General features: G+C 66.3%; 22 protein-coding genes and 2 pseudogenes. 14 read left to right on the forward strand and 10 right to left on the reverse strand.

Going from position 1 to position 26,354, the window contains the following annotated elements:
- Window positions 1-67 precede the first annotated feature (67 nt).
- The 7 genes and pseudogenes from lpxC (at window position 68) to C4E04_RS06635 (ending at window position 9,256) form a co-directional block, all read left to right on the forward strand.
- Window positions 68-1,015 carry a UDP-3-O-acyl-N-acetylglucosamine deacetylase gene (gene lpxC / locus C4E04_RS06605; RefSeq protein WP_109600859.1) on the forward strand — a complete coding sequence of 316 codons (948 nt, stop codon included), beginning with the start codon at window positions 68-70 and terminating at the stop codon, window positions 1,013-1,015.
- A 189-nt stretch (window positions 1,016-1,204) separates the two neighbouring features.
- The gene (locus C4E04_RS06610; protein WP_109596043.1) at window positions 1,205-2,101 is read left to right on the forward strand and encodes an outer membrane protein assembly factor BamD; all 897 of its coding nucleotides are present in this window, start codon (window positions 1,205-1,207) and stop codon (window positions 2,099-2,101) included.
- A 13-nt stretch (window positions 2,102-2,114) separates the two neighbouring features.
- A pseudogene (gene recN / locus C4E04_RS06615) lies at window positions 2,115-3,787 on the forward strand (DNA repair protein RecN).
- 1,326 nt (window positions 3,788-5,113) lie between these two features.
- A complete protein-coding gene (gene ligA, locus C4E04_RS06620) occupies window positions 5,114-7,270 on the forward strand; it encodes an NAD-dependent DNA ligase LigA (RefSeq protein WP_109596044.1) in 2,157 nt (718 codons plus the stop codon).
- 47 nt (window positions 7,271-7,317) lie between these two features.
- Window positions 7,318-8,184: an AraC family transcriptional regulator gene (locus C4E04_RS06625; protein ID WP_162559300.1), complete on the forward strand. Its 867-nt coding sequence runs from the start codon at window positions 7,318-7,320 to the stop codon at window positions 8,182-8,184.
- A 65-nt stretch (window positions 8,185-8,249) separates the two neighbouring features.
- Window positions 8,250-8,960, forward strand: a complete 711-nt coding sequence (locus tag C4E04_RS06630) for an AzlC family ABC transporter permease (RefSeq protein ID WP_109596046.1) — start codon at window positions 8,250-8,252, stop codon at window positions 8,958-8,960.
- Window positions 8,957-9,256 carry an AzlD family protein gene (locus C4E04_RS06635; RefSeq protein WP_109596047.1) on the forward strand — a complete coding sequence of 100 codons (300 nt, stop codon included), beginning with the start codon at window positions 8,957-8,959 and terminating at the stop codon, window positions 9,254-9,256. Before C4E04_RS06630 ends, C4E04_RS06635 begins: the two co-directional genes overlap by 4 nt.
- A gap of 94 nt (window positions 9,257-9,350) precedes the next feature.
- Here the strand turns inward: C4E04_RS06635 and C4E04_RS06640 are convergent, their stop codons facing one another.
- Window positions 9,351-9,950 (reverse strand): superoxide dismutase, encoded by a 600-nt coding sequence (locus tag C4E04_RS06640; RefSeq protein ID WP_109596048.1) that lies wholly within the window; start codon window positions 9,948-9,950, stop codon window positions 9,351-9,353.
- Window positions 9,951-10,123: 173 nt separating this feature from the next.
- Between C4E04_RS06640 and C4E04_RS06645 the strand changes: the two genes are divergently transcribed.
- Complete coding sequence (locus C4E04_RS06645) at window positions 10,124-11,185, forward strand: hypothetical protein (RefSeq protein ID WP_109596050.1); 1,062 nt, start codon at window positions 10,124-10,126, stop codon at window positions 11,183-11,185.
- On the opposite strand, the gene C4E04_RS06650 is transcribed toward C4E04_RS06645, so the two are convergent.
- The 3 genes from C4E04_RS06650 to C4E04_RS06660 all read right to left on the reverse strand — a co-directional run bounded on the left by C4E04_RS06650 (window position 11,178) and on the right by C4E04_RS06660 (window position 16,358).
- Window positions 11,178-11,732, reverse strand: a complete 555-nt coding sequence (locus C4E04_RS06650; RefSeq protein ID WP_109596052.1) for an isochorismatase family protein — start codon at window positions 11,730-11,732, stop codon at window positions 11,178-11,180. The genes C4E04_RS06645 and C4E04_RS06650 overlap by 8 nt on opposite strands.
- A 4-nt stretch (window positions 11,733-11,736) precedes the next feature.
- Window positions 11,737-14,124 (reverse strand): PAS domain-containing protein, encoded by a 2,388-nt coding sequence (locus C4E04_RS06655; RefSeq protein WP_162559301.1) that lies wholly within the window; start codon window positions 14,122-14,124, stop codon window positions 11,737-11,739.
- Window positions 14,125-14,246: 122 nt separating this feature from the next.
- Window positions 14,247-16,358, reverse strand: a complete 2,112-nt coding sequence (locus tag C4E04_RS06660; protein ID WP_109596056.1) for a S9 family peptidase — start codon at window positions 16,356-16,358, stop codon at window positions 14,247-14,249.
- A gap of 428 nt (window positions 16,359-16,786) precedes the next feature.
- Between C4E04_RS06660 and C4E04_RS06665 the strand changes: the two genes are divergently transcribed.
- The 4 genes and pseudogenes from C4E04_RS06665 to C4E04_RS06680 all read left to right on the forward strand — a co-directional run bounded on the left by C4E04_RS06665 (window position 16,787) and on the right by C4E04_RS06680 (window position 20,418).
- Window positions 16,787-17,215 (forward strand): MucR family transcriptional regulator, encoded by a 429-nt coding sequence (locus C4E04_RS06665; protein ID WP_109596058.1) that lies wholly within the window; start codon window positions 16,787-16,789, stop codon window positions 17,213-17,215.
- 239 nt (window positions 17,216-17,454) lie between these two features.
- The gene (locus tag C4E04_RS06670; protein ID WP_109596060.1) at window positions 17,455-17,877 is read left to right on the forward strand and encodes a YciI family protein; all 423 of its coding nucleotides are present in this window, start codon (window positions 17,455-17,457) and stop codon (window positions 17,875-17,877) included.
- A gap of 39 nt (window positions 17,878-17,916) precedes the next feature.
- A pseudogene (locus C4E04_RS06675) lies at window positions 17,917-19,178 on the forward strand (RNA polymerase sigma factor).
- Window positions 19,179-19,527: 349 nt separating this feature from the next.
- Window positions 19,528-20,418 carry a DUF6456 domain-containing protein gene (locus C4E04_RS06680; protein WP_245416256.1) on the forward strand — a complete coding sequence of 297 codons (891 nt, stop codon included), beginning with the start codon at window positions 19,528-19,530 and terminating at the stop codon, window positions 20,416-20,418.
- Window positions 20,419-20,546: 128 nt separating this feature from the next.
- Here the strand turns inward: C4E04_RS06680 and C4E04_RS06685 are convergent, their stop codons facing one another.
- Together C4E04_RS06685 and C4E04_RS06690 are read right to left on the reverse strand one after the other, a co-directional pair.
- Window positions 20,547-20,972, reverse strand: a complete 426-nt coding sequence (locus C4E04_RS06685) for a SufE family protein (protein WP_109596062.1) — start codon at window positions 20,970-20,972, stop codon at window positions 20,547-20,549.
- 68 nt (window positions 20,973-21,040) lie between these two features.
- Window positions 21,041-21,391 (reverse strand): hypothetical protein, encoded by a 351-nt coding sequence (locus C4E04_RS06690; protein WP_109596064.1) that lies wholly within the window; start codon window positions 21,389-21,391, stop codon window positions 21,041-21,043.
- Between the two features lie 324 nt (window positions 21,392-21,715).
- On the opposite strand from C4E04_RS06690, the gene C4E04_RS20830 reads away from it, so the two are divergent.
- Both C4E04_RS20830 and C4E04_RS06705 read left to right on the forward strand, forming a co-directional pair.
- The gene (locus C4E04_RS20830) at window positions 21,716-22,561 is read left to right on the forward strand and encodes a peptidoglycan-binding domain-containing protein (protein ID WP_162559302.1); all 846 of its coding nucleotides are present in this window, start codon (window positions 21,716-21,718) and stop codon (window positions 22,559-22,561) included.
- A gap of 52 nt (window positions 22,562-22,613) precedes the next feature.
- Window positions 22,614-22,955, forward strand: coding sequence for a DUF1491 family protein (locus tag C4E04_RS06705; protein ID WP_109600863.1), 342 nt, complete (start codon window positions 22,614-22,616; stop codon window positions 22,953-22,955).
- Between the two features lie 5 nt (window positions 22,956-22,960).
- Here C4E04_RS06705 and C4E04_RS06710 read toward each other — a convergent pair whose 3' ends face one another.
- The 4 genes from C4E04_RS06710 to C4E04_RS06730 form a co-directional block, all read right to left on the reverse strand.
- Window positions 22,961-23,968, reverse strand: a complete 1,008-nt coding sequence (locus C4E04_RS06710; RefSeq protein ID WP_109596070.1) for a hypothetical protein — start codon at window positions 23,966-23,968, stop codon at window positions 22,961-22,963.
- A 501-nt stretch (window positions 23,969-24,469) separates the two neighbouring features.
- Window positions 24,470-25,000, reverse strand: a complete 531-nt coding sequence (locus C4E04_RS06720; protein ID WP_109596074.1) for a GNAT family N-acetyltransferase — start codon at window positions 24,998-25,000, stop codon at window positions 24,470-24,472.
- On the reverse strand, window positions 25,000-25,575 hold the full coding sequence (locus C4E04_RS06725) for a DUF1254 domain-containing protein (RefSeq protein WP_109596076.1): 576 nt from the start codon (window positions 25,573-25,575) through the stop codon (window positions 25,000-25,002). The genes C4E04_RS06720 and C4E04_RS06725 overlap by 1 nt, the downstream gene beginning before the upstream one ends.
- Window positions 25,572-26,162 (reverse strand): DUF1214 domain-containing protein, encoded by a 591-nt coding sequence (locus tag C4E04_RS06730; protein ID WP_109596078.1) that lies wholly within the window; start codon window positions 26,160-26,162, stop codon window positions 25,572-25,574. Before C4E04_RS06730 ends, C4E04_RS06725 begins: the two co-directional genes overlap by 4 nt.
- Window positions 26,163-26,354: the final 192 nt, after the last annotated feature.

Raw genomic sequence — 26,354 nt, forward strand, 5'->3', positions numbered from 1 at the left:
ATGAGAAAGCGGGCGCTGGGCGCCGGGCGGGGTTCCGCCGGAGCAAAGGGTCCGAGGTCGAGTGAAGATGAAGCAGAGCCAGCAAACCACGCTTCGCGCAGCCGTCGCCCTCACGGGGGCAGGCGTCCATTCCGGAGACGAGGTCAAGATCGTTCTCCACCCGGCGGAGGTGAACCATGGCATTGCTTTCCTGCGCACCGGCCTGCCCGGAGGGCATGAGCGCCTGATCGATGCGCGGCATCTCGCCGTGACAGCCACCGAGCTCTGCACCGTGATCGGGGACCGCGACAGCGGCGCCGTCGCGACCATCGAGCACCTGATGGCGGCCCTCACGGGCCTCGGGATCGACAACGTGCTCGTCGAGATCGACGGGCCTGAGGTTCCGATTCTCGACGGCAGCTCCGCCCCCTTCATCGACGCCATCGACCAGGTCGGCCTCGTGGCCCAGACTGCGGCCCGTCGGTATCTCAAGGTTCTCAAGCCGGTCCGCGTGACCCAGGGCAAGGCTTTCGCCGAGCTCCTCCCCAACGAGCGCGCCTTCCGCCTCGACGTGGAGATCGATTTCCCGACCCCGGTAATCGGCCGTCAGCGCAAGTCCGTCGACCTGTCGCCGTCCGTGTTCCGCAAGGATATTTCCCGCGCCCGGACCTTCGGCTTCATGCGCGATGTGGAGAAGCTCTGGAGCGCCGGTTTCGCACTTGGCGCCTCCCTGGAGAATACCGTCGCCATCGGGGATGATGGCATCATGAACCCAGAAGGCCTGCGCTACGCCGACGAGTTCGTGCGCCACAAGATTCTGGACGCGGTCGGCGATCTCTCCCTCGCGGGCTTCCCGCTGCTCGGCACCTACCGCTCCTATTGCGGCGGGCACCGTCTCAACTTCTCGGTCCTCGAAGCTCTGTTCGAAAGCCGCTCCAACTACGCCGTCGTGGACAGCGGCGCCCGCCGGGAGACCGGCTATGCGGAGCTCGGCAGCGGAATCGCCGTCCCGGCCTACGCTCCGGACGTCCACTGAGGCACCGTTCCTTCCCCTTCCGGGCGCCCGTCGGACTGGAGCGTCCTCCGGCCGCACGATTTTCGGCCCTTTCCCCAAGCCAGCAGGACAAAGCCTGACGGATAGGGTTGGCTCTTTGCCTGCGCATAGGTTAAAGAGCCTGCAATGCACCGTTACAACCCGGGCACCAATTTCGGAGGACCGCGAGGCATGTCTTTCGCGAAGGCTTATTCAGGATTGAGCAAGACCGCCGCCCGTGTGCTGGCGGTCGGCGTCTGCGGCGTGGCCCTTGCAGGCTGCGACACCCTTTCGTCACTCAATCCGTTCGACAAGAGCGAGACCTACAAGCCCGAGATCGTGGCGGACGTTCCGGCTGAGCAGCTCTATAATGACGGTCTCGCGCGCATCCAGAAGCGGGACTTCGAGGGCGCAGCCAAGAAGTTCTCCACTCTCGACAAGCAGTATCCCTATTCCGACTGGTCCCGCAAAGGGCTGATCATGGAGGCCTACGCCAATTACGAGGGCGGCCTCTACGAGGAATCGATCACGGCGTCGAAGCGTTACCTGCAGCTGCATCCGTCGACCCCCGATGCGGCCTATGCGCAGTACCTGCTGGCTTCGTCCTATTACGACCAAATTCCGGACATCACCCGGGACCAGGAGAAGTCGGAGCGCGCCCTCATGGCGCTGCAGGAGCTGATCCAGCGCTATCCGACGTCCGAATACGTGGCCGACGCGAAGAAGAAGATCCAGGTCGCCAACGACCAGCTCGCCGGCAAGGAGATGGAAGTCGGTCGCTTCTATCTGCAGAAGCGCAACTATTCGGGCGCCATCAACCGCTTCCGCACGGTCGTGTCGCGCTATCAGACGACCCGCCACGTGGAAGAGGCGCTGGAGCGCCTGACGGAAGCCTATATGGCGCTGGGCATCGTCAACGAGGCGCAGACGGCCGCGGCGGTCCTCGGGCACAACTTCCCCGACAGCCCCTGGTACAAGGATGCCTACGCATTGCTGACCAAGGGCGGCGTCGAGCCGCGCGAAAATTCCGAATCCTGGATCAGCAAGGCCTTCCGCGGCGTTCCCCAGGTAGGTCAGAAGGCGGGGTAAGCCCTCGGGTTTCATGCTGATTCAGCTGGCGATTCGCGACATCGTCCTCATCGACAGGCTCGAGCTCGATTTCCGCGAGGGCCTCAGCGTCCTGACGGGCGAAACCGGAGCGGGCAAGTCGATCCTGCTCGATGCCTTTGCGCTGGCTCTCGGCGGGCGAGGAGATGGAAGCCTCGTCCGGCATGGGGAAGGGCAGGGGCAGGTCACGGCTGTCTTCGATTGCCCTCCCGACCATCCGGCCCGGCGCATCGCCGCGACGGCCGAGATCGATGTGGACGGGGACCTCATCCTGCGCCGCGTGCAGGTCGCCGACGGGCGCACCCGCGCCTTCGTCAACGACCAGCCGGTGAGCGTGCAGGTGCTCAAGGCCATCGGCGCGGCCCTGGTCGAAATCCACGGCCAGCATGACGACCGCGCCCTCGTGGATCCCGCGACCCACCGGGCGATCCTCGACGCCTTCGGCAGCCTCTCGGGGGAGGTCCAGGCGGTCAACGAGGCCGCGCGCCAGGTCCGCGACGCCCGGCAGGCCCTTCAGGAACATCGCGCGCGTATCGAGAAGGCTCGCAAGGAGTCCGACTTCCTCCGCCATGCGGTCGAGGAGCTTGCCAAGCTCGCGCCGCAGCCCGGCGAGGAGGAGACCCTCTCCGAGCGCCGCATCCTGATGATGCAGTCCGAGAAGGTGGCGACGGACCTCAACGAGGCCTTCGAGGCCGTGGCCGGCTCCACGTCGCCCGTGCCGGTCCTGTCGGCTGCCGTACGCAAGCTGGAGCGGCGCGGCGCCCAGGCGCCGTCCCTGGTCGAGCCGAGCGTGAAGGCCCTCGATGCGGCCCTCGTGGCCATCGACGAGGCGCGCGCGGCCCTCGAGGCGGCGATCCGGGCCACCGAGTTCGACCCGCGGGAGCTGGAGCAGACCGAGGAGCGCCTGTTCGCTCTGCGGGCCGCCGCCCGCAAATATGACGTACCCGCCGACGAGCTCGCGGCCCTTCGGGAGCGCTTCATCGAGGACGTGGCGGCCATCGATGCGGGCGAGGAGCGGCTCGCCGCCCTGGAGACTGCCCTGAAGGATGCCGAGCGCGCCTATGTGGCGGCCGCCAAGGTCCTGTCGGCCGGTCGGCGCAAGGCTGCCCAGGCTTTGGACGCCGCCGTGCAGGCCGAGCTGCCGCCCCTGAAGCTGGAGCGGGCCCGCTTCATCACCGAGATCCAGACCGACGAGGAGAGCCGCGATCCCAACGGGTTCGACCGGATCGAGTTCTGGGCACAGACCAATCCCGGCACCCGGCCCGGCCCCCTGATGAAGGTGGCCTCGGGGGCGAGTTGTCCCGCTTCATGCTGGCCCTCAAGGTGGTGCTGGCCGACAAAGGCTCGGCCCCGACCCTGGTCTTCGACGAGATCGACACGGGCGTCGGCGGCGCGGTCGCGGATGCCATCGGCCAGCGCCTCGCCCGGCTCGCCCGCCGCGTGCAGGTGATGGCCGTCACCCACGCGCCCCAGGTCGCTGCCCGCGCCACGAGCCACTTCCTCATCGCCAAGGAGGCGGTCCGCGGCTCCGAGCGCGTCGCCACCCGGGTCATTCCCTTGGACGACGGCCCGCGGCGGGAAGAAATCGCCCGCATGCTCGCCGGCGCCACCATCACGGAAGAAGCCCGCGCCGCCGCAGCGCGGCTGCTCGAAGCGGCCGTGCATTAGCGTTCGGCCTCCCGCCCCATCTCTCCCTCTCCCGTGTGGGAGAGGGGCAGGAGTGAGGGAAAGCCCTCTCCGGAGAAGGCGTAACCCCGACCTGCCGCACTGATGTGCATCGACCTCTCCCACACGGGAGAGGTGAAGGGGGGCGCTAACCTGCTCTCCTCCCCGTAGGTCTAGTGAGTTCGCGGGAAACGCGTCGCTGCTCTCCTCCCCCTTGTGGGGAGGAGTTGGAGGTGGGGATGCAGCGCGATATTCTGTGAGTCCTGCGCTCACACCCCCACCCTGACCCTCCCCACAAGGGGGAGGGGATCGCGGCGCGCTTGCCCTGACTGTTCTTCTTTCGTTCTTGACAGGTCGACCAAGCTAAGCTATATCCTTTCACATCTGCTCCCGCCGAGGGGCGCGCTCGCGAGGCGTCGCCGAATGCGGGGAGCGGAACGGTCCTGTGGTCCCACCCGACGCAAGGTGTGGCCCAGGTGGCCCCGGCAGTGCCGGAGGTCCGGGCTGGCCCGGCGCCGCGTGCGGTTCTCACCGCAACGCCGCGTCCAGGCAGTACGTGGACCTCTCGCGGCCGGTCCGCCGAAACAAACCGTGCGCGCTGACGCTTCGGCTCACCGCATTATTCATCATTCCCTCAGAGCCGGAGCGATCCTCTCGTCCCCCTCGATCCTGCTTCATCCTCCGGGCCTCACGGCCCGGAGGACGCAGCGGCGTGCCTTCATGGCGCCATGGTCATTCCAAACCGCTTCACCGTCATTCCGGGGCGCCGCAGGCGAGCCCGGAAACCATAACCACCAGCGTCGCAGAACAAGGAGCGACGGCGGCCATTGCGCTTTGTCCTGCATCGTCACCGTTTATGGGTTCCGGGCTCGGCTCTACGAGCCGCCCCGGAATGACGTGGAAGGTCATGGCCCGACAGCGACATGGCTCGACCGAATTCCCTCCCCTTGTGGGGAGGGTTAGGGTGGGGGTGTGAGCGCCAACCTGGATTCAGTCCTGCGCTGACACCCCCACCTCCAGCTCCTCCCCACCGCAAGTCGGGTGTTCCCGACTTGCGTCTGATGGGAGCGGATCTCGGGAACACCCGAGATCCGTGGGGGAGGAGAGCACCCCAGCGCTTCCCGCGCACACCCCAGATCCGTGGGGAGGAGAGCAGGGTATGGCATGATGCCGGGCCCTTCGAATTGGGCTCCGCCGAGCCGCCCCGGAATGACGGGGAGCACCGCTCCCCCTCCAACAGGGAGCGATAAACCATAGGTGTTGTCCGCGCTCTGGAGAGTCCTGCCGGGGGCGTTATGGTGGCAGGCATTCCTCATTCCGATTCGATCCATGGCCCGACAGAAAACCTCCTCGGATACCCCCGTCGACCAGCTCTCCTTCGTCGATGCTCAGCACGAGCACGAAGCCCTCGGGCGTGAAATCGCCGAGCATGACAGGCGCTATTACGAAGAGGACGCGCCGACCGTCTCGGATGCGGAATACGATGCCCTGCGCAAGCGCTACGAGGCGCTGGAAGCGCAATTTCCCGAGCTTGTCGGGGACGAGAGCCTGAGCCGGAAGGTCGGCTCCAAGGCGTCGGAGAAATTCTCCAAGGTCCGGCACCGGGTGCCGATGCTCTCGCTTGCCAATGGGTTCGAGGACGAGGAGGTCGAGGAATTCGTAGAGCGGATCCGCCGCTTTCTTCAGCTCAAGCCCGAGGCGACGCTTCTGTTCACGGCCGAGCCGAAGATCGACGGCCTGTCCTTGAGCCTGCGCTATGAGAACGGCCGCCTCGTGAGCGCCGCGACCCGGGGCGACGGGGCGGTGGGCGAGGACGTGACCGCCAATGCCCGCACGGTGGAGGACATCCCCCAGCGACTCGCCGGAAAGCACGTCCCGGACGTGTTCGAGGTGAGGGGCGAGGTCTATCTCTCGCACAAGGATTTCGCGGCCATCAACGAGCGCCAGGAGGCGGCCGGCAAGCCCCTCTTCGCCAATCCGCGCAATGCGGCGGCGGGCAGCCTGCGCCAGCTAGATCCGGCGGTTACGGCCTCCCGTCCCCTGTGCTTCTTCGCCTATGGCTGGGGCGAGGTGAGCGCCATGCCGTCGACCACCCAATTCGGGATGGTCGAGGCCCTCAGATCCTTCGGCTTCACAACCAACAAGCTCACGCGTCTGTGCGCCAGCGTCGAGGAATTGCTGGAGCATTATCACGCCATCGAGACCGACCGGGCCAATCTCGGCTACGACATCGACGGTGTCGTCTACAAAGTGAACGAGCTCGCGCTCCAGACCCGGCTGGGCTTCGTGTCCCGCTCGCCGCGCTGGGCCCTGGCCCACAAGTTCCCGGCCCAGCAGGCAGTGACGGTGCTGGAGGACATCGAGATCAATGTGGGGCGCACCGGCTCTCTCAACCCCATCGCCAAGCTCAAGCCCGTCACGGTCGGCGGCGTGGTGGTGTCGAACGCGACCCTGCACAACGAGGATTACATCAAGGGCATCGGCGGCGACGGCCAGCCGATCCGCAACGGTGTCGATATCCGCATCGGCGACACGGTGGTGGTGCTCAGGGCGGGCGACGTGATCCCCAAGGTGCTCGACGTGGTGCTCGACAAGCGCCCGCCGGGTGCCAAGCCCTACGAGTTCCCGACAATCTGCCCCGCCTGCGGCAGCCACGCTGTGCGGGAGGTCAATCCCCGCACCGGTAAGGAGGATTCGGTGCGCCGCTGCACGGGCGGCCTGATCTGCCCGGCCCAGGCCCGGGAGCGCCTCAAGCACTTCGTCTCCCGGAACGCCTTCGACATCGAGGGCCTGGGCGGGCAGCGTATCGAGGATTTCTATGCGGAGGGGCTGATCCAGCGCCCCCAGGACATCTTCACCCTGGAGGCGCGCAATGCCCGCAGCCTTCAACGGCTGGAGAACCGGGAAGGGTGGGGGGCGACGAGCGCCCGCAACCTGTTCGCGGCCATCGAGGCGCGCCGGTCCATCGCGCTCAACCGCTTCATCTTCGCCCTCGGCATCCCGCATATCGGCGAGACCTCGGCCCGACTGCTGGCCCGCCATTTCGGCACCTTCGAGGCTCTGCGCGAGACCGCGAAGGCGGCGGCCGACCCGGATTCGGAGGCCCATGCGGAGCTCACGGCCATCGGCGGGATCGGCCCGGTCGTCGCCGATTCCATCGTCGAGTTCTTCAAGGAGAAGCATAACGAGGAGATGCTCGACGCTTTGCTCGCACAGGTCACGACGGAGCCCATGGAGGCCACTGCCGCGAGCTCCCCGGTCGCCGGCAAGACCGTGGTCTTCACGGGCTCCCTGGAGCAGATGACCCGCGAGGAGGCCAAGGCCATGGCCGAGCGCCTCGGCGCCAAGGTCGCGGGTTCCGTCTCCAAGAAGACCGACATTCTGGTGGCGGGCCCGGGCGCAGGATCGAAGCTCGACAAGGCCAAGGAGTTCGACATCCAGGTGCTCGACGAGGACGGCTGGTTCGCCCTCGTGGGCCGACCCTGAGACTCCTGTGCAAGACGCGCCGGGCCCGATGTGGCATGATGCGGGCCATGACGGTCATCTCTCCGGAGCTCTCCCTCGACCCTGACCAGCGCGTCGCTGGCGACGTAACGCATTTCTGGCGGGTGCCGCGCCATCGCGGCCTCGAATGCCTGCGCGCGACCTTCCGCCGTCACGCTTATGCCCGGCATAGCCACGAAACCTACGCGATCGCGGCCGTCCTGTCCGGTTGCGAGACCTTCTTCTACCGGGGCGAGCAGCATTATGTGGGCCCCGGCCAGGTCGCGGTCGTCTGCCCGGACGAGATCCATGACGGGTCCCCGCATGGGGAGGGCTTCGAATACCGGACGTTCTACCCTTCTGCGGAGCTGATGCGGGAGATCGCCGAGGACGTCGCCGGGCGCCCCCTCGCAAGCCCGCCCTGGTTCCCCCGGACGGTCCTGCCGGACCCGGAGCTCGCCCGTGCCCATGCCCGGCTCCATGCCTGCCTTTGCCTCGACGACGTCCTGACCTCCGAGATGGAACAGGACACCCGCCTTATCGCCTATCTCTCCGTCCTCATCGCCCGCTGGGCCGACCTCGACGCGCCGGCGCCGCTTCGCACCGGTTCGAAGGGCATCGTCCGCGTGCGGGAACATCTCGAGGCCCATCTGGGGCAGGAGGCGGAGCTGGCGAGCCTCGCGGCCATGGCGGGCCTCTCCCGCAGCCATTTCATCCGCGCCTTCCAGAGGGAAACGGGCCTGACGCCCCATGCCTACCTGCTCGACCGGCGGGTCCGGGCAGCGCGGCGGCTTCTCGAGCGGGGCGAGACACCGGGGGAGGTCGCACTCGCCTGCGGCTTCTTCGATCAGAGCCACCTGAACCGGGTCTTCAAGGCCCGCATGGGCATCACGCCCGGCGCCTACCGGGTCGCCTGAAAAGCGCACTTTCGTCCAAGACCGGCCGCCAGGCCTCTGCCATAAGGGCCGAAACGGATACGACCATGGAACAAGTGAATCCCTTTAAAGCCTCGCCAATGCGGGAGGCCCGGGCGGGCCTGCGCGACATCGCGCCTGCGGCCATCGCGGCCATTCCCATCGGCCTCCTCTTCGGCGCTGTCGCGGTTACCAAGGGCCTGAGCCCGGCCGAGGTGGCGCTCATGTCCCTCCTGGTTTTCGCCGGCGGGGCCCAGTTCGCCGCCATCGAGAGCTGGGTCAGCCCCGCGCCGATCCTGGCGCTCGCCTTCGGGACCTTCCTCATCAATGTCCGCCACGTGCTGATGGGAGCGTCCCTGGCGCCCAAGATCCGCCTGAGCAGGTCCCAGAAGTTCATCGCGTTCTTTTTCATGACGGACGAGTCCTGGGCGCTGTCGGAGCGACGCGCGATCGACCGGCCCGTGACGGGAATCTATTGGGCCGCCATGGCCGCAATCCTGTTCGCGAACTGGGTAGTGTCGACGACTTTGGGAGCCGTGCTCGGCTCGTTCCTGGGAGATCCGGCTCGGTTCGGGGCGGATTTCGCCTTCACGGCCCTGTTCATCGGGCTTGTCGCGGGCTTTGGCCGCAGCCGGATCACGCTGGTGACGGTGGGCGTCAGCGCCGCCGTGGCGGCGCTCGTCCACCATTTCATCGGCGCCCCCTGGCATGTGGCCTCGGGCGCCCTGGCGGGAATAGCCGCCGCCTATGTGACGGCCGGTCCGGAGGCGCGGGCATGAACCTCGACACCACGACTCTCCTGGCCATCCTGGCCATGGCGGCCGTGACCTATGTCACGCGCATCGCGGGCCTTCTCGTGGCCGACCGGCTCGCCCTGACGGGCCGCGCCAAGGCGGCCTTCGACGCCATTCCGCCCGCCGTGCTCGTGGCGGTCATCGCGCCGACCGCGCTCACGACCGGATGGGCGGAAGCCATCGCGGCCGCCATCACGGCCGTCGTCGCGTTCAGGCTGCCGCTGCTTGCGACGGTCGCCGTGGGCGTCGTGGCCGTCGTCCTGCTGCGCGGCGTCGTCTGACGCGAGGCCTTTAAAACGATGCGGCCGCGGAGGCTTTCGCCATCCGCGGCCGCAAAATCATGAGAATCCCGCGAGAGGCGGGGAGGATCCGACGTCAGCGCGTCGCGGCCTCGAACATCTCTTCCACGTGCTCCCAGTTCACGAGGTTCTCGAGGAAGGCCTTGAGATAGTCGGGACGGCGGTTGCGGTAATCGATGTAGTAGGAATGCTCCCACACGTCGCAGCCGAGGATCGGCTGAGCGCCGTGCACGAGCGGGTTCTCGCCGTTCGGGGTCTTCATGACCTGGATCTTGCCGTCCTTCACGGCAAGCCACGCCCAGCCCGAGCCGAACTGGCTGGTGCCGGCCTGGATGAAGTCCTCCTTCATCTTGTCCACGGAGCCGAGATCCTCGACGATCTTCTTCTCCAGCTTGCCCGGAAGCGCGCCGCCGCCATTGGGCTTCATCCAGAGCCAGAAATGGATGTGGTTGTAATGCTGGCCCGCATTGTTGAAGAGCGCCTGGTTCTTGCCATAGGAGCCCTTCACGACCTCCTCGACGCTCTTGCCCTCGAACTCCGTTCCCTTCATCAGGTTGTTGCCGGTATTCACGTAAGCCGCATGGTGCTTGTCGTGATGATATTCCAGCGTCTCCCGCGACATGTAAGGCTGCAGGGCGTCATAGGCGTAAGGCAGTTCCGGCAGGGTGAACGACATTGGGGTCTCCTTCGAGATTGAGCGACCTGCGGGTTAGTTAAAGCGGCACGGCCATAAGGGCAACGGCCACGCTTCCGACTTTTTTCCGGCCAAGCTTTTCTTGCCCTGACCTTTGCCCTATAAAAATAGGGGTCTGCCTTTTGAGAGATTGTGTTTTGCGTAACGGAGACAGGATGGTCATCGCCCTTTTTGCCCTGGCTTTCGCGATGATCGTCGGCGGCCTCTTCGCCGCCATTTTGGGCTGGGACATCGTCCTCGTCGAACGCGGCTGGACCATGGTGATCGCGGGCAGCATCAGTGCGGCCAGCGGGGCGCTCCTGCTGGGCGTCGCGGCGATCGTGGCGCGCCTGACGCGGATCCAGTCGGAGCTCATGCGCCTCCAGGCCAATCTGGTGGAAGACGAGGAGGCGCCCGTCGCCGCCACAGCCATCGGAGCTGCTGCCGGCATGTCGACGGCGGCCCTTGCGGGCGGGCTGCTCGACAGGACATCGCCTGAAATCTCGCCGGACGAGACGGAATTGGCTCCGGCTGAAACCCATGCGGCCGAGCCCGCGCCGGAGGTCGAGCCGGCGGAGCCTGAAATTCCCGCTCCGACTTTCGAAGGCGAGAGGCTGGACCGCTTCTTCGAGCCGCGTCCCTACCGGGAGGCATCCCGCGACATCTTCGGCGAGCCGCCGCGGGCACCGGAACCCGTCGCGCAGGCCCGTGAAGAGGCGCCCGCAGCAGAGGACGAGACACCCGAGGAGCCGCAACCACAGGACCAGGTGGAACCGGAGGTGCGCATCCCCGACTTCCTGCTCGCTACGCGCTTCAGCGAGACCACCTATACGGAGATCCGCCCGGTCGAGGAGGATCGCCTCTTCGCCCCGCTTCCCCGTGAGGAAGCGCGCCGGGAGGAGCCGGAGCCCGAAGAGAAGTCCGCGATTCCGGAGCGGGAGGAGGATCTCTTCGCGCCCGAACCGGAGCCCGCACCTCCCGCCGAGCCTGAGGCCGAGCCCGAGCCCGAAATCGTGTCGGAAGCCGAGCCTGAGCCTTCACCGGCGCCCGAGAAAGCCGCCGAGCCCGCTGGTGCTCCGTCGGTCATCGGCAGCTACAATTCCGGCGACAACCGCTATGTGATGTATTCCGACGGCTCCATCGAAGCAGAGACGCCGCAGGGCATGTTCAGGTTCGGATCCCTGGACGAGTTGAAGGAATTCATCGCCACCGGCCAGGGCGGCACCCGGATTACTTGAGAAGGGCCGAGAGGGCGCGGAAATCATCCGTGCCGGCCCGCTCGAGCCACTCGAAGATCGCCATCTCGGCATCGATCCAGTGACAGCCCGCATGGAGCAGGCGGGCGCAGGCCGCCGCAACGCTCGAAGGCGCCCGGCTCGATATCGCATCCCCGACCACGAAGACCGGCAAGCCCATCGCATGGAGGCTCAAGGCGGTCTGCAGCACGCAGACATGGGCCTCGATCCCGCAGAGTACGAGTTGGTCCCGGCCCTCGGCCCGCAGGGCCGCGATGCGCTGCGCCGTTGCTTCGTCGCCCGTCGCCGGGAAGGTGACTTTGGGCAGGACGACGGTGCCCTCGGGAAGCTCCTGCGTGACCGGCTCGACCGTCGGGCCGAGCCCCTTGGGGTATTGCTCGGTCACGGTCACCGGAATGCCGAGCCGGGCGGCCCCGCGCAGGAGCAGCCGGACCTTCGGCAGCAGGGCATCACCGCCCGTAATCGCCGGCATGAGGCGTTCCTGCATGTCGATGACAATCAGGTGAGAGCGGTCGGCCTTCAGCAGCATGGCGTCACGTGTCCGGGTTGAAGAGGGGAGGCTGGTCGGGAATCGGCATGGTCATGGTGAAGCGCAGTCCCGCCTCATCATAGTCCATCTGGACCTCGGCGTTGAGCTGCGCAATGAGGACTCTTTGGAGGAGGCGGCTGCCAAAGCCCTGGCGGGCCGGGCCTGTGACCCTCGGCCCACCGCGCTCGATCCAGGAGAAGAAGAGGGTCGGCTTGCCGTCCTTGTCTTCCACAGTCCAGGTGACCTCCACCTGTCCGCCGAAGGTCGACAGCGCCCCGTGCTTGGCGGCGTTCGTGGTCAGCTCGTGCACGGCCATGCCGATGGGCACGGCAGCCTCGGAGGGCAGCTCGACCGACGGGCCGCTCACGGCGACGCGGTTGCGCGCCTCGCCCTCATAGGGGCCGAGCTCAGTCTGGATCAGCTCTTCGAGGGAGGCCTTTTGCCAGTAATCCTCCGTGAGGATGTTGTGGGTGCGGGCGAGCGACACGATGCGCCCGACGAAGCCCTGGTAGAACTCCTCGATGCTGGAGGCGCTGCGCGCCGTCGAGCCGACGATGGCCTGGACAGTCGCGAGGGTGTTCTTCACCCGGTGGTGCAGTTCGCGGATCAGCAACTGCTGGCGCTGCTCGGCCTGCTTGTACCGCGTGACGTCGATATTGACCCCGACCATCCGCAGAGGCTTGCCTGCCGCGTCGTAGAAGAACAGGGCGGTGGTATCGATGGTGTGAGTGCTGCCGTCGGGACGCCGCATCCGGTACACGAGGTTGATCTCGCCGTCCTGTCGGCCGAGCGCCTCCTGCATTGCCTTGTTGGCGGGCCCTAGATCTTCGGGGAGCACCTTCTCTTCCCAGGCGGCGAAATCGCCCTTGAAGGTGCCGGTCTCGATGCCGAACAGGCGCTCCTGCTCGGGGGTCCAGGTGACCTTGCCCGAAGGGATGTCCCAGTCGAAGACGCCGATCCCGGCGGCACGCTGCGCGAGCGAGAGACGCTCCTCGCTGATGCGCAGGGCCTTTTCGGTCTCCTTGAGGTCGTGAATGTCCACGCTCGTGCCGACCCAGCCTGTGAACTCGCCCTTTGCATTGTGCAGGGGCGCTGCGCGGATCAGGTGCCAACGGTAGATTCCGTCCGTTGACCTGTACCGGGCCTCCGTCTCGTAATGGGATTCCGTGCGGATCAGCTCCTTCACGTCCTCCAGGATTTTCGCCAGGTCATCCGGATGGATGGCGTTCATCCAGCTATGGCCGAGGGCCTGCTCGGGTGGCAGGCCCGAATAGGCGACCCATCGCTGGTTCGTGTAGGTGAGGTTGAGATCCGAGCGCAGGATCCACACCAGAGCCGGAAGGGATTCGGCGATAACCTCGAAGCGCGCCTGCGTCTCGCGCAACCCGTTCTCGGCCCGTGCCTTCTCGATGGCGATCCAGGTCCGCTTGGCCACATCCTCGATGAGGGAAACGTCGTCCTCGCTCCACTCGTGGGGCACCGAGGAAGCAATGTAGAGAAGCGCCTTCAACTGACCCTGGTTCAGGAGCGGCACCGTTACCATGGTCCTGATATTGAGCGTCGCGTAGAAGGCTTGAACGGACGCATCCTCCAGGCGGGCATCGGCCTTTACGTCGGCGATCGCAAGGGTTCGTCCCTGCTCCAAATTTTCGGCGACCCAGGCTGGGAACTCGTGGAAGCGATAGCTGCGTCCCTCGTTGCTGATCACGCCCCGGGACCATTCCCGCTCCACCATGACGACGTCGCGCGCCTGGTCGTATTCGCCGTAGCCGACGCTATCGACCTTCAGCAGGCGCCCGAGACTCTGGGCCGTCGTTTCCATGATGTCCGACGGGTCCTGGAAGCTGCGGAGCTGGTCGTTCAGATCGAGGAGAAATTCCTGCCGGCGTTGGGCGTGCTGCGCTTCCTCACGCATCCGCTCGCGCTCGGTGAGGTCCTGCGTGACGCCGATGAGGCGCACCGGCGTATCGCCCTCGTATTGGGCACGGCCCTTGGCGAGAAGCCTGCCGATGCGGCCGTCCGGACGCAGGACGCGGTGCTCCACATGGAAGTCCGTCCTGGTGGCGAGCGCGAAAGCTATCGCCTGTTCGATCCGCTCGATATCCGCCGGGTGCTGGAGCTGCCTCAGGCGTGCCTGGTCGAGGGTCTCGTCGGGCGCGAGGCCGAGATGGGCCTTGCAGGCAGCGTTCGCTTCGATCCGGCCGGTGGCAAGATCCCGCTCCCAGGTTCCGAGGCGGCCGAGCTCGAGGGCGAGGCGCAGCTTTCCATTGCTGCGCCGCAGGGCACTCTCGGCCTCGTGCAGGCGCCTTTCGAGGGCGGCAATACGCTCCTCCTCGTCCTCCTCGGGCGAGATGGCGCCCTGGAGGGTGGATTGGCTGCCGTTGGGAGTCATGAACGCCTGCTTTCCCTCATCGATCCGCAAGTCCTCGTCGTGCCGCCGGGCCGGGAGACCAGAGGCATGGTCCGGCCGGTGGCACTTTCCTTATAGCACCAAAAATGTAAGGAAGTTCCACTTCAGCCCTGGAATCCTTCGACGCACATCAGCGCGAAGGTATACGCGAGGGCGACCTCCTCCAGACGGTCGAAGCGGCCTGCGGCACCACCATGGCCTGCCTCCATGTTGAGCTTGAGCACGACCGGGCCTCCGCCCGTCATGGTGGCACGCAGGCGCGCCGCCCATTTGGCGGGCTCCCAATAGGTGACGCGGGGATCGGTCAGCCCCGCCAGGGCCAGGATCGCCGGATAGGCCTGCGCCTTCACGTTGTCGTAGGGCGAATAGGACAGGATGGTCCGGAAGGCCGCCTCGTCGGCGCCGGGATTGCCCCATTCGGGCCATTCCGGCGGGGTCAGGGGCAGGTCCGCATCCAGCATGGTGTTGAGCACATCCACGAAGGGCACCTCGGCAACGATGCCGGCGAAGAGATCCGGGGCCATGTTGGCCACCGCACCCATGAGCATGCCACCCGCGCTGCCGCCATGGGCGACGATGCGCCCGCGCGCCGTGTACCCGGCGGCGACCAGCGCCTCGCCGGCCGCAATGAAATCCGTGAAGGTGTTGGTCTTCTTTTCGCGCTTGCCGTCGAGATACCAATGCCAGCCCTTCTCGGTTCCGCCGCGGATATGCGCGATGGCGTAGACGAAGCCCCGATCCACCAGCGACAGGATGTTGGTGCGGAAGGCCGCCGACATGGACACGCCGTAGGAGCCGTAGCCGTAAAGCAGCAGCGGCGCCGTGCCGTCCGGCACCACCTCGCGCCGGTGCACGAGGGAGATCGGCACCTGGGCGCCGTCCGCCGCAGTGGCGAAGATCCGCCGGGTCACGTAATCGTCCGGGTTGTGCCCGCTCGGCACTTCCTGGCGCTTGCGAAGGGTGCGCTCTCCCGTACGCAGATCGTAGTCGAGCACTTCGCCCGGCGTTGTGAGAGAAGAATAGCGGAAGCGGATCGTATCTGTGTCGAACTCGTAGCCCGGATCGACGCCGAGCGAATAAGTCTCTTCCGGAAACGCGATGGTCTCCTCGCGGCCCGTCGCGAAATCCCGCACCACGATGCGGGGCTTGGCGTCCTCCCGCTCCAATCGCACGAGATGGCGCGCCAGCGCCACGACGAAGAGAATCATGGTGCCAGGCCGATAAGGAACCAGGTCGCGCCAGTATTGGCGCTGGGGCGTCGCGACCGGCGCCGTCATGATCTTGAAGTCCTCGGCGCCGTCAGCGTTGGTCAGGATGATCAGGTCATCGCCGCGGTGCTCCACGTCATATTGCAGCTGCGGCGTGCGCGGCTCCACGAGGCGCGGGCGGGCGGCGGGATCGGCCCTGTCGAGAAGCCAGACTTCCGAGGTTTCGTGGTCGCTGGCCTCGATGACCGCGAAGGTGCCCGACTGCGTGAGCCCGACCTTCACGAAGAAGCCGGGATCCTTTTCCTCGTAGACGATCGCGTCCTCCTCGGCCGGCCGGCCGAGGATGTGTCGCCTGACCCGCACGGGGCGATGGTTGTCGTCGAGCTCCACATAGTAAAAGCCCGAGGAATCGCCGAGCCAGACCGCATCGCCCGACGTGCGCGGCACCGCGTCGTCCAGCTCTCGGCCGCTTTCCAGTTCCCGCACGCGGATCGTGAAGTATTCGGAGCCCTTGATATCCGCCGACCAGGCCATCAGCCGATGGTCGGGGGAGTGGTCGGCGCCGCCCAGGTCGAAGAAGGCATGGCCCTCGGCTTCCCGGTCCCCGTCGAGCATGATCGTCTCTGCGCCGCCCTGGCGCGGCATCCGGCAGACCAGGGGATGCTGGCCGCCTTCCCGATAGCGGGTGAAGTACGAGAACGGGCCGTCCGGCGCCGGCACGGAGGAATCGTCCTCCTTGATACGGCCGCGCATTTCGGCGACGAGCTTCTCCTGAAAGGCCTCGGTGCCACGCAGGACCTGCGCCGCATAGGCGTTCTCCCGCTCCAGGACCGTACGGATCTCCGGCGAGAGGGCCTCCGGATTCTTCAGGACCTCCTTCCAATTCTCGTCCTTCAGCCAGGCATAAGGATCCTCGATGCGGGTGCCATACAGGGTGAAGCTGTGCTCCTTCGTCGGGACGGAGGGGGCAGGCGGAAGGGGGAGCGGCGACGGACGTTCGCGTTGCATCGAGGATATCCGGATCAGATGGTACGGCGGAAAGGCGAAGGTAACTCATACATAACTCGGATTTGCCGTTCCAGGTCCGTGGTGACGCTCAGGCAAACGCCAAGCAATTCGTACAAACGATTTCTAGCTACTTCTTACGGTCGAGATCATGCGAATTTTCTCATCCTGTTTACCTATGGTGATGGTTAAGACTTTTAACCATCCAGTTTTATTGCTCCTCACAAGATGATATAAAGTTTTTTAGTAGGTTTCGCGAAGCGTGACTTGTAATCGGCAGGAAACTGTCATAGGTGAACGGCAATGCACGATTTCTGTGCGATTACGATGCGGACTCTAGTGAAACGTGCGGCTTCTCTTAAGAAACGGCCCTGAAAACGAATTGCTGCTGATCGGGGTCGGGATTGGGACCGGAAAGGAAGAAAAGTACAATGAGTGAAACCAGTGCTGCATCGAACTATATTGAGTTGGCGGCGGACATCGTGTCAGCCTATGTGAGCAACAATTCGGTTCCTTCGACCGAGCTGCCCGCGCTCATCAACGAGATCCATTCCGCTCTGATTCGTGTCGGCGGAGGTGCCGTCGAGGTTCCGACCGAGGCTCCGAAACCCGCCGTCCCGCTGAAGAAGTCGGTCACGCCGGATTACATCGTCTGCTTGGAAGACGGTAAGAAGTTCAAGTCCCTCAAGCGCCATCTTCGTACGCAGTACAACATGACTCCCGAGCAGTATCGGGAGAAGTGGGGTCTGCCGGTGGATTACCCGATGGTCGCTCCGAACTATGCCCGGGCCCGTTCCGAACTTGCAAAAGAAATGGGACTCGGTCAGCAGCGTCGGAAGCGTCGCTCCGCTCGCGCCTGAAGCATTCGGGATCCGGTCCGAGAGTTGGAAGCCGCCCGCGACGGGCGGCTTTTTTCATGACTTTCGCTGAGGACGGTCGGTCCGAATTGACCCTGTCTTCTCCCGATCCTTCAGGAGGTGCCTTCCGTCAGCCGGCGTCTCGTGAAAAAGTTTTCGATGGAGTGTCGATTCCGCCGATGCTCGTTCGTCGTGTGAACAGGAAGGCCGGTCCGGCCTTCGGAAACGGAGGAGAAAGACACATGCGCGTCATGGTTATGGTGAAGGCGACGAAGGACAGCGAAGCGGGCCTGATGCCCTCGACCGAGCTCTTCGAGGCCATGGGCAAATTCAACGAAGAACTTGCCAATGCAGGCATCATGCTGGCCGGCGATGGTCTGAAGCCGTCCTCGAACGGCAAGCGCGTGGCCTTCGACGGCGCGAGCCGCACCGTCATCGACGGGCCCTTCGCCGAGACCCGCGAACTCGTCGCCGGCTTCTGGATCTGGGAGGTCCGGGACATGGCCGAGGCGGTCGAATGGGTGAAGCGCTGCCCCAACCCCATGCCTGGGCCGAGCGAGATCGAGATTCGTCCCCTCTACGAAATGGCCGATTTCGGCGAGGCCCTGACGCCGGACGTCGCTGCCCTGCATGACCGGGTCCGCGAAAAGATGGGCGGTTCCTAAGCCCTTCAGGCGGTGCTCCCGCCTTCCCGGACATAGCCCGTGACCCCAGTCGACATTCACCAGGCAATCGAGACGGTTTTCCGGATCGAGCAGGCCAGGCTCATCGCTGGCCTGACCCGGATGCTGCGGGATGTCGGCCGGGCCGAAGAACTGGCGCAGGACGCCCTCGTCATGGCCCTGTCCGAATGGCCCAGGGCCGGGGTTCCGGTGAATCCCGGCGCTTGGCTCATGGCCACGGCCAAGCGCCGGGCCATCGACGGCATCCGCCACGAGAGGATGCGTGCACGCAAGCATGCCGAGATCGGCCTCGACCTTGCGCCGGAGCCCGATACCGGCATCGACGACATCGAGGCGGCCATGGGTGACGATATCGGCGACGAACTCCTGAGCCTGATCTTCACCGCCTGCCATCCGGTTCTTTCGCCTGAGGCGCGGGCGGCCCTGACCCTGCGTCTGATTGGCGGTCTCACGACGGACGAGATCGCCCGCGCATTCCTGTCGAGCGAGGCGACGATCGCGCAGCGCATCGTCCGTGCCAAGAAGACGTTGTCCAAGGCCGGATTGGCCTATGAGGTGCCGCGGGGGCAGAGCGGCAGGAGCGTCTCGGGACTGTCCTGGAAGTAATCTACCTGATCTTCAACGAGGGCTATGCAGCTACTGCCGGCGACGAGCTGATCCGCCCGAGCCTCTGTGCGGAAGCCCTGCGCCTGGGCCGGATCGTGGCCCGCCTGATGCCCAATGACGCCGAGGTCTTCGGTCTTGTGGCGCTAATGGAGATCCAGGCGTCCCGTCTGCCTGCTCGCCAGGGCCCGGGCGGCATTCCGATTCCTCTGCCGGAGCAGAACCGGGCCCGCTGGGACCGGCTCCTGATCCGTCGCGGCCTGGCCGCCCTGGAGAGGGCCGAGGCCCTGGGCGGTGCCGACGGTCCCTATGCCCTGCAGGCTGCACTCGCTGCCTGCCATGCCCGGGCCCGCACGGCAGACGAGGCGGATTGGCCGAGAATCGCGGGGCTCTACGACGCTCTCCTGATTGTCAGGCCATCACCCATCGTTGCCCTCAACCGGGCCGTGGCCCACAGCATGGCCTTCGGTCCAGAGGTCGGTCTTGAACTCCTGGGCGAGATCGAGCGGGCGGAGGCTCTGCGCAGCTACGCACCCCTGTCGGCCGCAAAGGGAGATTTCCTGTTCCGGGCCGGTCGGCCGGCGGAAGCCAGGGAGCAGTTCGAGCAAGCTGCCGCGCTCACCCGGAACGGACCCGAGAGGGCCTTCCTGCTCGGGCGGGCAGCGGCTTGCGACTTGTGAAAACCGTCCGAGCGGCATGGCTTTTCAGGCTGCGAGGCGGTCGGGTGAGTCGGTAGTTTCGCGGTCCCGTTCCCCGCGCATGACCGCGCGCTTTCGCCGGAGCAGGGTCTCGCTCGTTCTCTATTCTCACTGAGCGGCGCTTCTTCTGGAGAGGCGCGATCCTCTGTCCCCAGAATTATCCACAGCTTGGCCTCTCCTTGACAGGTAGGAATATGGGCTCACAATTCAGGACGAAGGGACTCGTCCCTTCTTGATTTATTTTAAGGAACAAATCATGAACAAAAAGGATAGTTATGGCATTGGAAAGCAAGGTCAGGGGCGGTCCGAAGCAAAGGGCAAGAGCCGGAAGATGAAAGCCTCCCGGGACGAGGGCGGGGCGCATCGGGAGAGCAATCTCGCCTTGCCGTCGCGCGCGTTGACCCGCGAGGCCAAGCGCTTGCTCGAGGCCCTTGGCCTGCCCGAGGCACAGGCCTTCGTCGACCCGACCGACAGGGAGGATGTGATCCTGCGCAAGCGCCGCGAGGCGGTCTCTGTTGGGGCAGGGCGCTTCTCGCGGAATGCGGCCGAAACCCTGGCGCGGCAGGATCTTGCCCGCTGGCAGCGCGGTCCGGAGGGCGGGGAGGCCCTGCTCCTGACCGATGCAGGCCGCGCACATCTGCGCCGGGCCGAGGCGACAGAGCCGGCGGCGGGCTTTTTTCATCAGCACCGGGAGACCGAGATCTCATCCGTCGAGAGCGAGACGGGCCGGGCACGGGTGCGGGTCGATACGGAGGAAAGCCCGCTGGATTGGCTGCGCCGCCGCAAGGGGCGCGACGGGCAGCCTCTCATCGACGAGGCGTGTCATCAGGCGGGCGAACGGCTCCGCGCCGACATTGCTCTCGCGGGTCTCCTGCCGGGCGTCACGGCGCGCTGGGACGCAATGCCCCGTAGTGGCGGGCCGGCTTCGCCTGGGGAGGCGACGGACCGCATGGTCGCGGCCCGCCAGCGCGTCCGCAACGCCTTCGATGCACTGGGGGCGGATTTCAGCGATCTCCTGATGGACCTATGCGGCTTCCTGAAGGGGCTGGAGCTCATCGAGCGGGAGCGGCACTGGCCGCCCCGCTCCGCCAAGGTCGTCGTCCGGCTCGCTCTGGCGCGGCTTGCGGAGCATTACGGCATCGAGGCCACAGCCCAGGGCCCCGCCGCCTCCCGCGGCATCCGCGCCTGGAAGGCCGTGGTGATCGAGGGCGGACGCAGCTGAACCGAGAAATGCTGTGCGGTCGGGACGGAGCGCGACGGGTTTCCCTCCCCCTTGTGGGGAGGGATGAGAAGGGTGGGGGGCGGCGCTCCCTTTCCTTCACTCAGGGAGATGTGCGCAACGGTAAGAAGTTATGCTGCGAGAACTGCCTGGGCGTCGTGGCGGATGCGTTCGACCATGGACCGGACGCCGTTGGAGCGTTGCGGGGTCAGGTGCTCGGCGAGGCCGAGGGAGGTGAACAGGCCGAGGGCGTCGGTGGCGAGGGCCTCGCGGCCGGTCTTGCCCTCGTAGAGGGCGATAAGCAGGGCGACGAGGCCGCGCACGATATGAGCGTCGCTGTCGCCCACCAGGTGCAGACGGGGCTCGCCGTCGGCCTCGGTGGTGGTCGTCACCAACCAGACCTGGCTTGCGCAGCCCCTCACCTTGTTGGCGTCCACATGGGCCTCCTCGGGCAGGGGCTCCATCATGCGGCCGAGCTCGATCAGGTAGCGGTAGCGCTCGTCCCACTCGTCGAGGAGCTCGAAGTTGGACACAATCTCGTCAATGGGCGGCAGCATGGCATTCCGGCTCGTTTTCCGTGCCGGACATATAAGGGCTCGTATGCGGTTTGGCGACCGATGGCCGTTCAGGAATTCGTTTTCCTGGCGTCTCCGCGCCAGGGCGCCTGCCGGTCGCTCGGCTTGAGCGTGTCGCTCGCCGGGCTCGAGGAAGGGGCCGTGCCGACGCCGGAGGTCGCCATGATCCGGTCGATCACCGCCTGCTTGGCGCTGTCCGGCAGGGCCTGCCACATGGTTTCGAGGCGCGTCGATGCCTCTGCGGGCGCAGCGGCGGCAGGGGCTGCCTCGGCGGCCTGCGGTTTCTGTCCGCTCCAGGCCAGGATCCCGTCGAGCGCGGAGGCCCCTTCGTCGCCCTGACGGACGGGGGAGTAGTAGAAGATCGCTCCGATGATCAGAGCGGCGCGCAGAAGAGAGAACATGACCTTTTCCTCGCAACCCCGTGAGGGCACGATGCTTCATCATAACCTCGCCAGGGCCGGGCTCGTAGGGCGCCGTCCGGCAACCTGGAAACAGGATGAACGAAAGGTTGACGATGCACCGGGCGTCCGAATGCCCTGGAATCTCCGGCAATCGTGGACAAAAGAGGGCCGCGGAGGAACTCCGGCGGTCTGTTCGCCCGGGCCGCATGGCATCCGCAGGCGCTCGCCTTTAGGTTCGCTTAAGCGGAGTCTGGCAGGGTGCTCCCATGACGATGCGCCGCGCCGAAATCCGCTGCCGGCGTCACCAAGACGGGAAGACCGAATTTGCGTGAAGCCCTCGCTGCCCGCCCAGACGACGATTTCGTGACGTCCGCTCCGCCGCCGGCTCGCCGCTCCGCGCCGGCCCGGCGCCCTGCCGCGTCCCGCAAGGCGCCTGTAAAGGCGCGCAAGGAGCCGGGCTTCGGCGCGAAGACGCTCGCCTTCCTGGTGCGGCGTCCCGGTGCGGCCGTCTCGGCCCTTCTTCTGACCGGCTGCGCGGCCGCCATCGCCTGGAATGCCCTCGTTCTCCAGACCGTCCGTCATCCGGCGCCCCTGTTCAATCGGGATGCGTACTCCCCGGCGGAGGGTGCGGTTCCGGCTCAGACAATTCTGCCGCCGACGCGGCCCGTGCCCGTTGCCGCCCCTCTGGCGGAGGCCCCCGTGGCCGAAGCGCCGCCCGCGCCCGCCCATGCGGCCGTGTCAGCGCCGCCGGCTCCGGCGACTCCTGCGCCGGTTCCTGCCAAGCCGTCGTCACGCAGCGCTATCGCGGACCTTATCACGAAGGGCGAGGTCACCCAGCCGCAGCGCGTGACCGCGGTGGCGACGCCCGCGCCGCCTCCAGGACGGATGCCTCCGCCGCCTCACGATTCCATCGCCGAAATGATCCGCATGGGCGGCCCGGTGCCGGTTCCGCCGGCTTCCGTCGGCCGGCCGGAGGCCGATTCCGTCCTCCTCGGCCAGCGGGCCCTGGCGAAGCTCGGCTACAGCGTGAAGCCGGACGGGATCATGGGCTCCGAGACTCGCCAGGCCATCGAGCGGTTCGAGCGCGCCCGGCAATTGCCGGTGACCGGCGAATTCGGTGCCCGGACCTTACGCGAGCTCGCCACCCTGTCCGGCCTGCCTCTCCCGTGAGGTCGTCCCTGCGGGTTGCGGATCGTCGTGCCGAATGGCACAGGATGCCGTCATGGCTCGCCTGAGATCGGATTTCTGGGTCTCCGCCTATCTGCGCCGCTGCGGCGTCGAGGGGGTGGATGCGGCCCTGCGCAAGCGTGGCTCCGCGGAGGCGGGAGCGGTCTTCGTGAAGGTCGACCATCTCGACGGCACTGCGAGCCTCTATGGTCCGGCGCCGCAGCTGTTCCTGGACGACAGCGACGAGCGCCGCTTCTCGCCCGTCCTGCAGGGCGTCATGCCGCTCGATGTGGAAGAGCGGATGGCGCGCGAGATGCGCTTCGATCCGGATCTCTGGCTCGTAGAGGTGGACGACCGCGCCGGCCGCCACTTTCTCGACCTCGCGACGGAAAGCTGACGCTCTCAGCCCTCAGGCGTTTCCAAACCCAGGATCGCCCGCACGAGAACGGCCGCGAGGGCGGGCGAAGCACTTCTCATCGTTCGCACGAGCGACGTTACGGCCGACAGGGAGCCGGACAGGGCAGGGTGGAGGCGAAGGATGATCGCGATCGCATCCCGCTCGGCGAAGTCGAGCGCCTTGAGGGCGAGGGGCAGCAGGGCATGTCGGCCGGGCGCGAGAAGCCGCCATTCCGTTTGGGCCGGATAGCCGAACGCGTAGGACAGGAGCGCTTCGAAATGCGCTACGTCCCCGGCCTGCGCTGCGGCCAGGAAGGCTGCCGTCTCGGATGCGGTCAGGCCCGTGCAGGGCGCAGCGGGATCGCCCGGCGCGAAGGTCGCGAGCCGCTCCCGGATCCGTGCACGACGCGCTTCGTCGGCTGCCAGATAGAGAGCCGCTTCGTCCAGGGGCGAAAGCGAGTCGCGCATCAGAAGATGAGCCGCCAGGGACGGACGCAGGCGTGCGCGGCGTATGAGCTCGCCCATGGCCGGACCTCTCGGAGCGATGCAGCGGTTCGCCGCCAGCGCATCCTCAACGGCGCTCTCGTGCATCACGAGGAGTTGATCGACCATGATGGGCGTGAGCGCGGAATGACGGGCGAGACGCACGCGCCCCTCGGGTGTCCCAAGAAGCCGCGTCAGGAGCGAAGATGACACATGCGCCATGTGGGCGAGCACGATGTCGCGGACGTCCGGGGAGTGCCGCAACAGACGATCGAGAATCGAGGCCGGCGTGTCTTCGCAGGGCGCCAGGATGCGGGCAATGGTCGCGAGCGTCGCGTCATCCGCACGTGACAGGAAACCGAGCGCAAGAGTCTCGAATGTCTCGATAATGTCGCGGTCGCGTGCTGGCGCTGCGACGAAGAGTTCCGCATTCGCGATCAGGAGCGCGGCGCGGGAATCCGTCGCGCCTGCCTCGACCCGTCCCAGACCCGACAGGTCCGGCCAATGCTCCTGTGGGGCGTGAGACGTCATGAACGCAACTCTTTCGGCACGGCAACGCGATGACCCTACGGAGGTACCTTTAGCGAAATGTTAAAGGATTTTGCCCGCGCGGGTACACGCCTTCCGGCTAACGGAACCGAATTCGCGGACCGCATGTTGATTCTGCGTCTGCCGAAGCTTTTGCACGCCACGCGCCTGCTGGAAACGGTCTGTTAACCATAGAGTTATTTTGTGAGGGCAGTGTCGAAGCGGACAGCCGAGCGAATGGGAGGAACCCTCATGAATGACGTCTGGAACAGGTCACCGGGGACTATCGTCGTCTTTCCCGATGCAGCATCCCGCCCACAGCGTCCCGCACTGTCGACGGATGAACCGCGCGGAGAGATCCTGCTCTTTACCGGCGTGCGCTACGAGAGGCCCACGTCCCGCCCCGATCCGTCCCGCCCCTTCGCATCTGGCAGCACCCGCCGCCGCTCTTGACGAGTCCCGTCGAGACGATGCCGGAATGTTGAGCGTTTCGGCGAAAAAGCGTTACCTGCGCAGATCGGGAACGTCCCGGCGCATCAACAGGGCGTCGCTGCCGTAAGTTGCGAGCTTCGCGCGCAGGGCAGCCGTCATCGCGGTCCTGAAACCGCATTTCTCCCAAAACCCCTGCGAGCCGTTCACGGCTACTAGAGACAGGTTGTCGAAACCCGCTGCGGCTGCATGGTCGGCGAGGTGATCCACGATCGTCCCTGCAAGGCCCTTGCCGCGCCCCTCCGGCAGGAGGGCCACGTCATGCAGGTAGAAGGTCGTCGCGCCTTCCGGAATAGCGCCGAGCGGCGTGTCGAGGGGCGGCGGCTCGCCATAGCGCCAGGGATGGCTGAGGGCATATCCCACGAGGCGCGCTCCTGCCTCGGCCACGTGGCAGCCCTCCGGATAGAGAGCGAGGCGCTCGGCGAAGACGGGCATCTCCTCCGGATGATTCACGTGGATGAAGTCCGCAATGGTCTTTACGGCCGCGAGGTCGCCGGCCGTCATGGGCCGCCATCGCACGGCAGGCCCGGTTTCGTCTCGGGACATCAGCTCGCCTCGTCCTCATCCTCATCGACCGTGCAGGAAACCGCCTTGGCGGCCTCCTCGGCCTGCATGCGCTCGCTCGGATAGGGCGCAGCCACACGCACGACGATGTAGCCCTGCTCCTGCGGCGCGACAATGCGCACGTCGCGGGTCGGCTCGTTCGGGTCCTCGGCGGCCCGGGCCTCGTCCAGTTGGCGCGGAGTCATCACCACGAGTTCGAGCTCGCCCCGGATTGCCGCGCGGTCCGTGACGGCGAAGAACACGCCGCGTGTCTTGGTGTGAAACGAGAAGGACAGGAAGTCCTGGCCGGTCTTCGCGGTCACGCGCACCGGGCCGTCCGAAAGATCGAAGGCACAAGCCGCCACCGCAGTCGCGGGGTCGGGCAGGGGAAGCCAGGTCGCGCCGCCACCGGGCGGGCTGATGATCTGAGCCTGATCTTCCGCCAGGGTGTCCTGGAGGCGGCCGAAGGCGTCGTTCTCGGCGAAGGACGGTGCCATGAACACCGCCGCGATATGCACTCCGGCGGCCAGAACGAGCCCGCAGAGGGTCGCAAGAAGGATGCGCGTGAGATTGCTCATGCGCCGCACTCCAGCCGCTCGATTGTGGGCAGGTCTTCGGCGTTCATGCTCAGGCCCGCGGCACCCGGGATATCGTAGAGGCGCAGGACCACGCTGAAGGGACCGGACGGCGGAAGCTGAAGCCAGTTGCCGGCGCTGAGGGCTCGCGAGAGGCTGATCGTGAAACCGTTCTGCGCATCCCGCAGTATTTCGGGCGACGTGAAGCCGTTGCGTCCGAGTTCCGATGGGGCAAGCTTTCCGTCTGCATCATACACGGTCAGTGTCCACCAGCGTGCGGCGGGCGCGGACGAGCCGATGCGGTACGAGCAGGCGGAGTCCAGTTGGCGCCCGCTATTGTCGACCAGGGCCGTGAGGGCCAGGCCCTCGCCTGTCGCCAGGGGGATGTCGCCGCGCCGGGCCACGATGGCGCGCATATAAGGATCCGCCTCCGCGGAGCCCAGCTTCGGCCAGACATGCCAGGGTCCGAAGGACCGGGCCCCGAAGGGTGGGGCGCCCTTCAGCACCGCATAGGCCGAGCCAATGCCGAGCCCCAGCGCAAGCAGGAGGACATAGAGGATCAGGGCGGCGGTCGGAATGGGTCTCTTCACGGGCGGCAGCGGCTCTGGAGGATGGGCATGAACAAAGGGCTTGAGGGAGCCTTCGGGGTGGACCTGGGAACGTGTCTCGTCAAGGCGGCATGGTGTTCGATCTAGAGCACGCCGGGCCAAAGGGGAGGGAAGCTGGCGAGTCCAGGGAGCGTATCTTAGCCGGGTCGCATGGCTCCGCCAGGCCACGCGTAC

This window comes from Microvirga sp. 17 mud 1-3 (assembly GCF_003151255.1).
Taxonomy (GTDB): Bacteria; Pseudomonadota; Alphaproteobacteria; order Rhizobiales; family Beijerinckiaceae; genus Microvirga.

Coding starts and splice junctions, on each gene's coding strand:
- lpxC (WP_109600859.1), top strand. CDS start 68: ATGAAGCAGAGCCAGCAAACCACGCTTCGCGCAGCCGTCGCCCTCACG.
- C4E04_RS06610 (WP_109596043.1), top strand. CDS start 1,205: ATGTCTTTCGCGAAGGCTTATTCAGGATTGAGCAAGACCGCCGCCCGT.
- ligA (WP_109596044.1), top strand. CDS start 5,114: ATGGCCCGACAGAAAACCTCCTCGGATACCCCCGTCGACCAGCTCTCC.
- C4E04_RS06625 (WP_162559300.1), top strand. CDS start 7,318: ATGACGGTCATCTCTCCGGAGCTCTCCCTCGACCCTGACCAGCGCGTC.
- C4E04_RS06630 (WP_109596046.1), top strand. CDS start 8,250: ATGGAACAAGTGAATCCCTTTAAAGCCTCGCCAATGCGGGAGGCCCGG.
- C4E04_RS06635 (WP_109596047.1), top strand. CDS start 8,957: ATGAACCTCGACACCACGACTCTCCTGGCCATCCTGGCCATGGCGGCC.
- C4E04_RS06640 (WP_109596048.1), bottom strand. CDS start 9,950: ATGTCGTTCACCCTGCCGGAACTGCCTTACGCCTATGACGCCCTGCAG.
- C4E04_RS06645 (WP_109596050.1), top strand. CDS start 10,124: ATGGTCATCGCCCTTTTTGCCCTGGCTTTCGCGATGATCGTCGGCGGC.
- C4E04_RS06650 (WP_109596052.1), bottom strand. CDS start 11,732: ATGCTGCTGAAGGCCGACCGCTCTCACCTGATTGTCATCGACATGCAG.
- C4E04_RS06655 (WP_162559301.1), bottom strand. CDS start 14,124: ATGACTCCCAACGGCAGCCAATCCACCCTCCAGGGCGCCATCTCGCCC.
- C4E04_RS06660 (WP_109596056.1), bottom strand. CDS start 16,358: ATGCAACGCGAACGTCCGTCGCCGCTCCCCCTTCCGCCTGCCCCCTCC.
- C4E04_RS06665 (WP_109596058.1), top strand. CDS start 16,787: ATGAGTGAAACCAGTGCTGCATCGAACTATATTGAGTTGGCGGCGGAC.
- C4E04_RS06670 (WP_109596060.1), top strand. CDS start 17,455: ATGCGCGTCATGGTTATGGTGAAGGCGACGAAGGACAGCGAAGCGGGC.
- C4E04_RS06680 (WP_245416256.1), top strand. CDS start 19,528: ATGAAAGCCTCCCGGGACGAGGGCGGGGCGCATCGGGAGAGCAATCTC.
- C4E04_RS06685 (WP_109596062.1), bottom strand. CDS start 20,972: ATGCTGCCGCCCATTGACGAGATTGTGTCCAACTTCGAGCTCCTCGAC.
- C4E04_RS06690 (WP_109596064.1), bottom strand. CDS start 21,391: ATGTTCTCTCTTCTGCGCGCCGCTCTGATCATCGGAGCGATCTTCTAC.
- C4E04_RS06705 (WP_109600863.1), top strand. CDS start 22,614: ATGGCTCGCCTGAGATCGGATTTCTGGGTCTCCGCCTATCTGCGCCGC.
- C4E04_RS06710 (WP_109596070.1), bottom strand. CDS start 23,968: ATGACGTCTCACGCCCCACAGGAGCATTGGCCGGACCTGTCGGGTCTG.
- C4E04_RS06720 (WP_109596074.1), bottom strand. CDS start 25,000: ATGTCCCGAGACGAAACCGGGCCTGCCGTGCGATGGCGGCCCATGACG.
- C4E04_RS06725 (WP_109596076.1), bottom strand. CDS start 25,575: ATGAGCAATCTCACGCGCATCCTTCTTGCGACCCTCTGCGGGCTCGTT.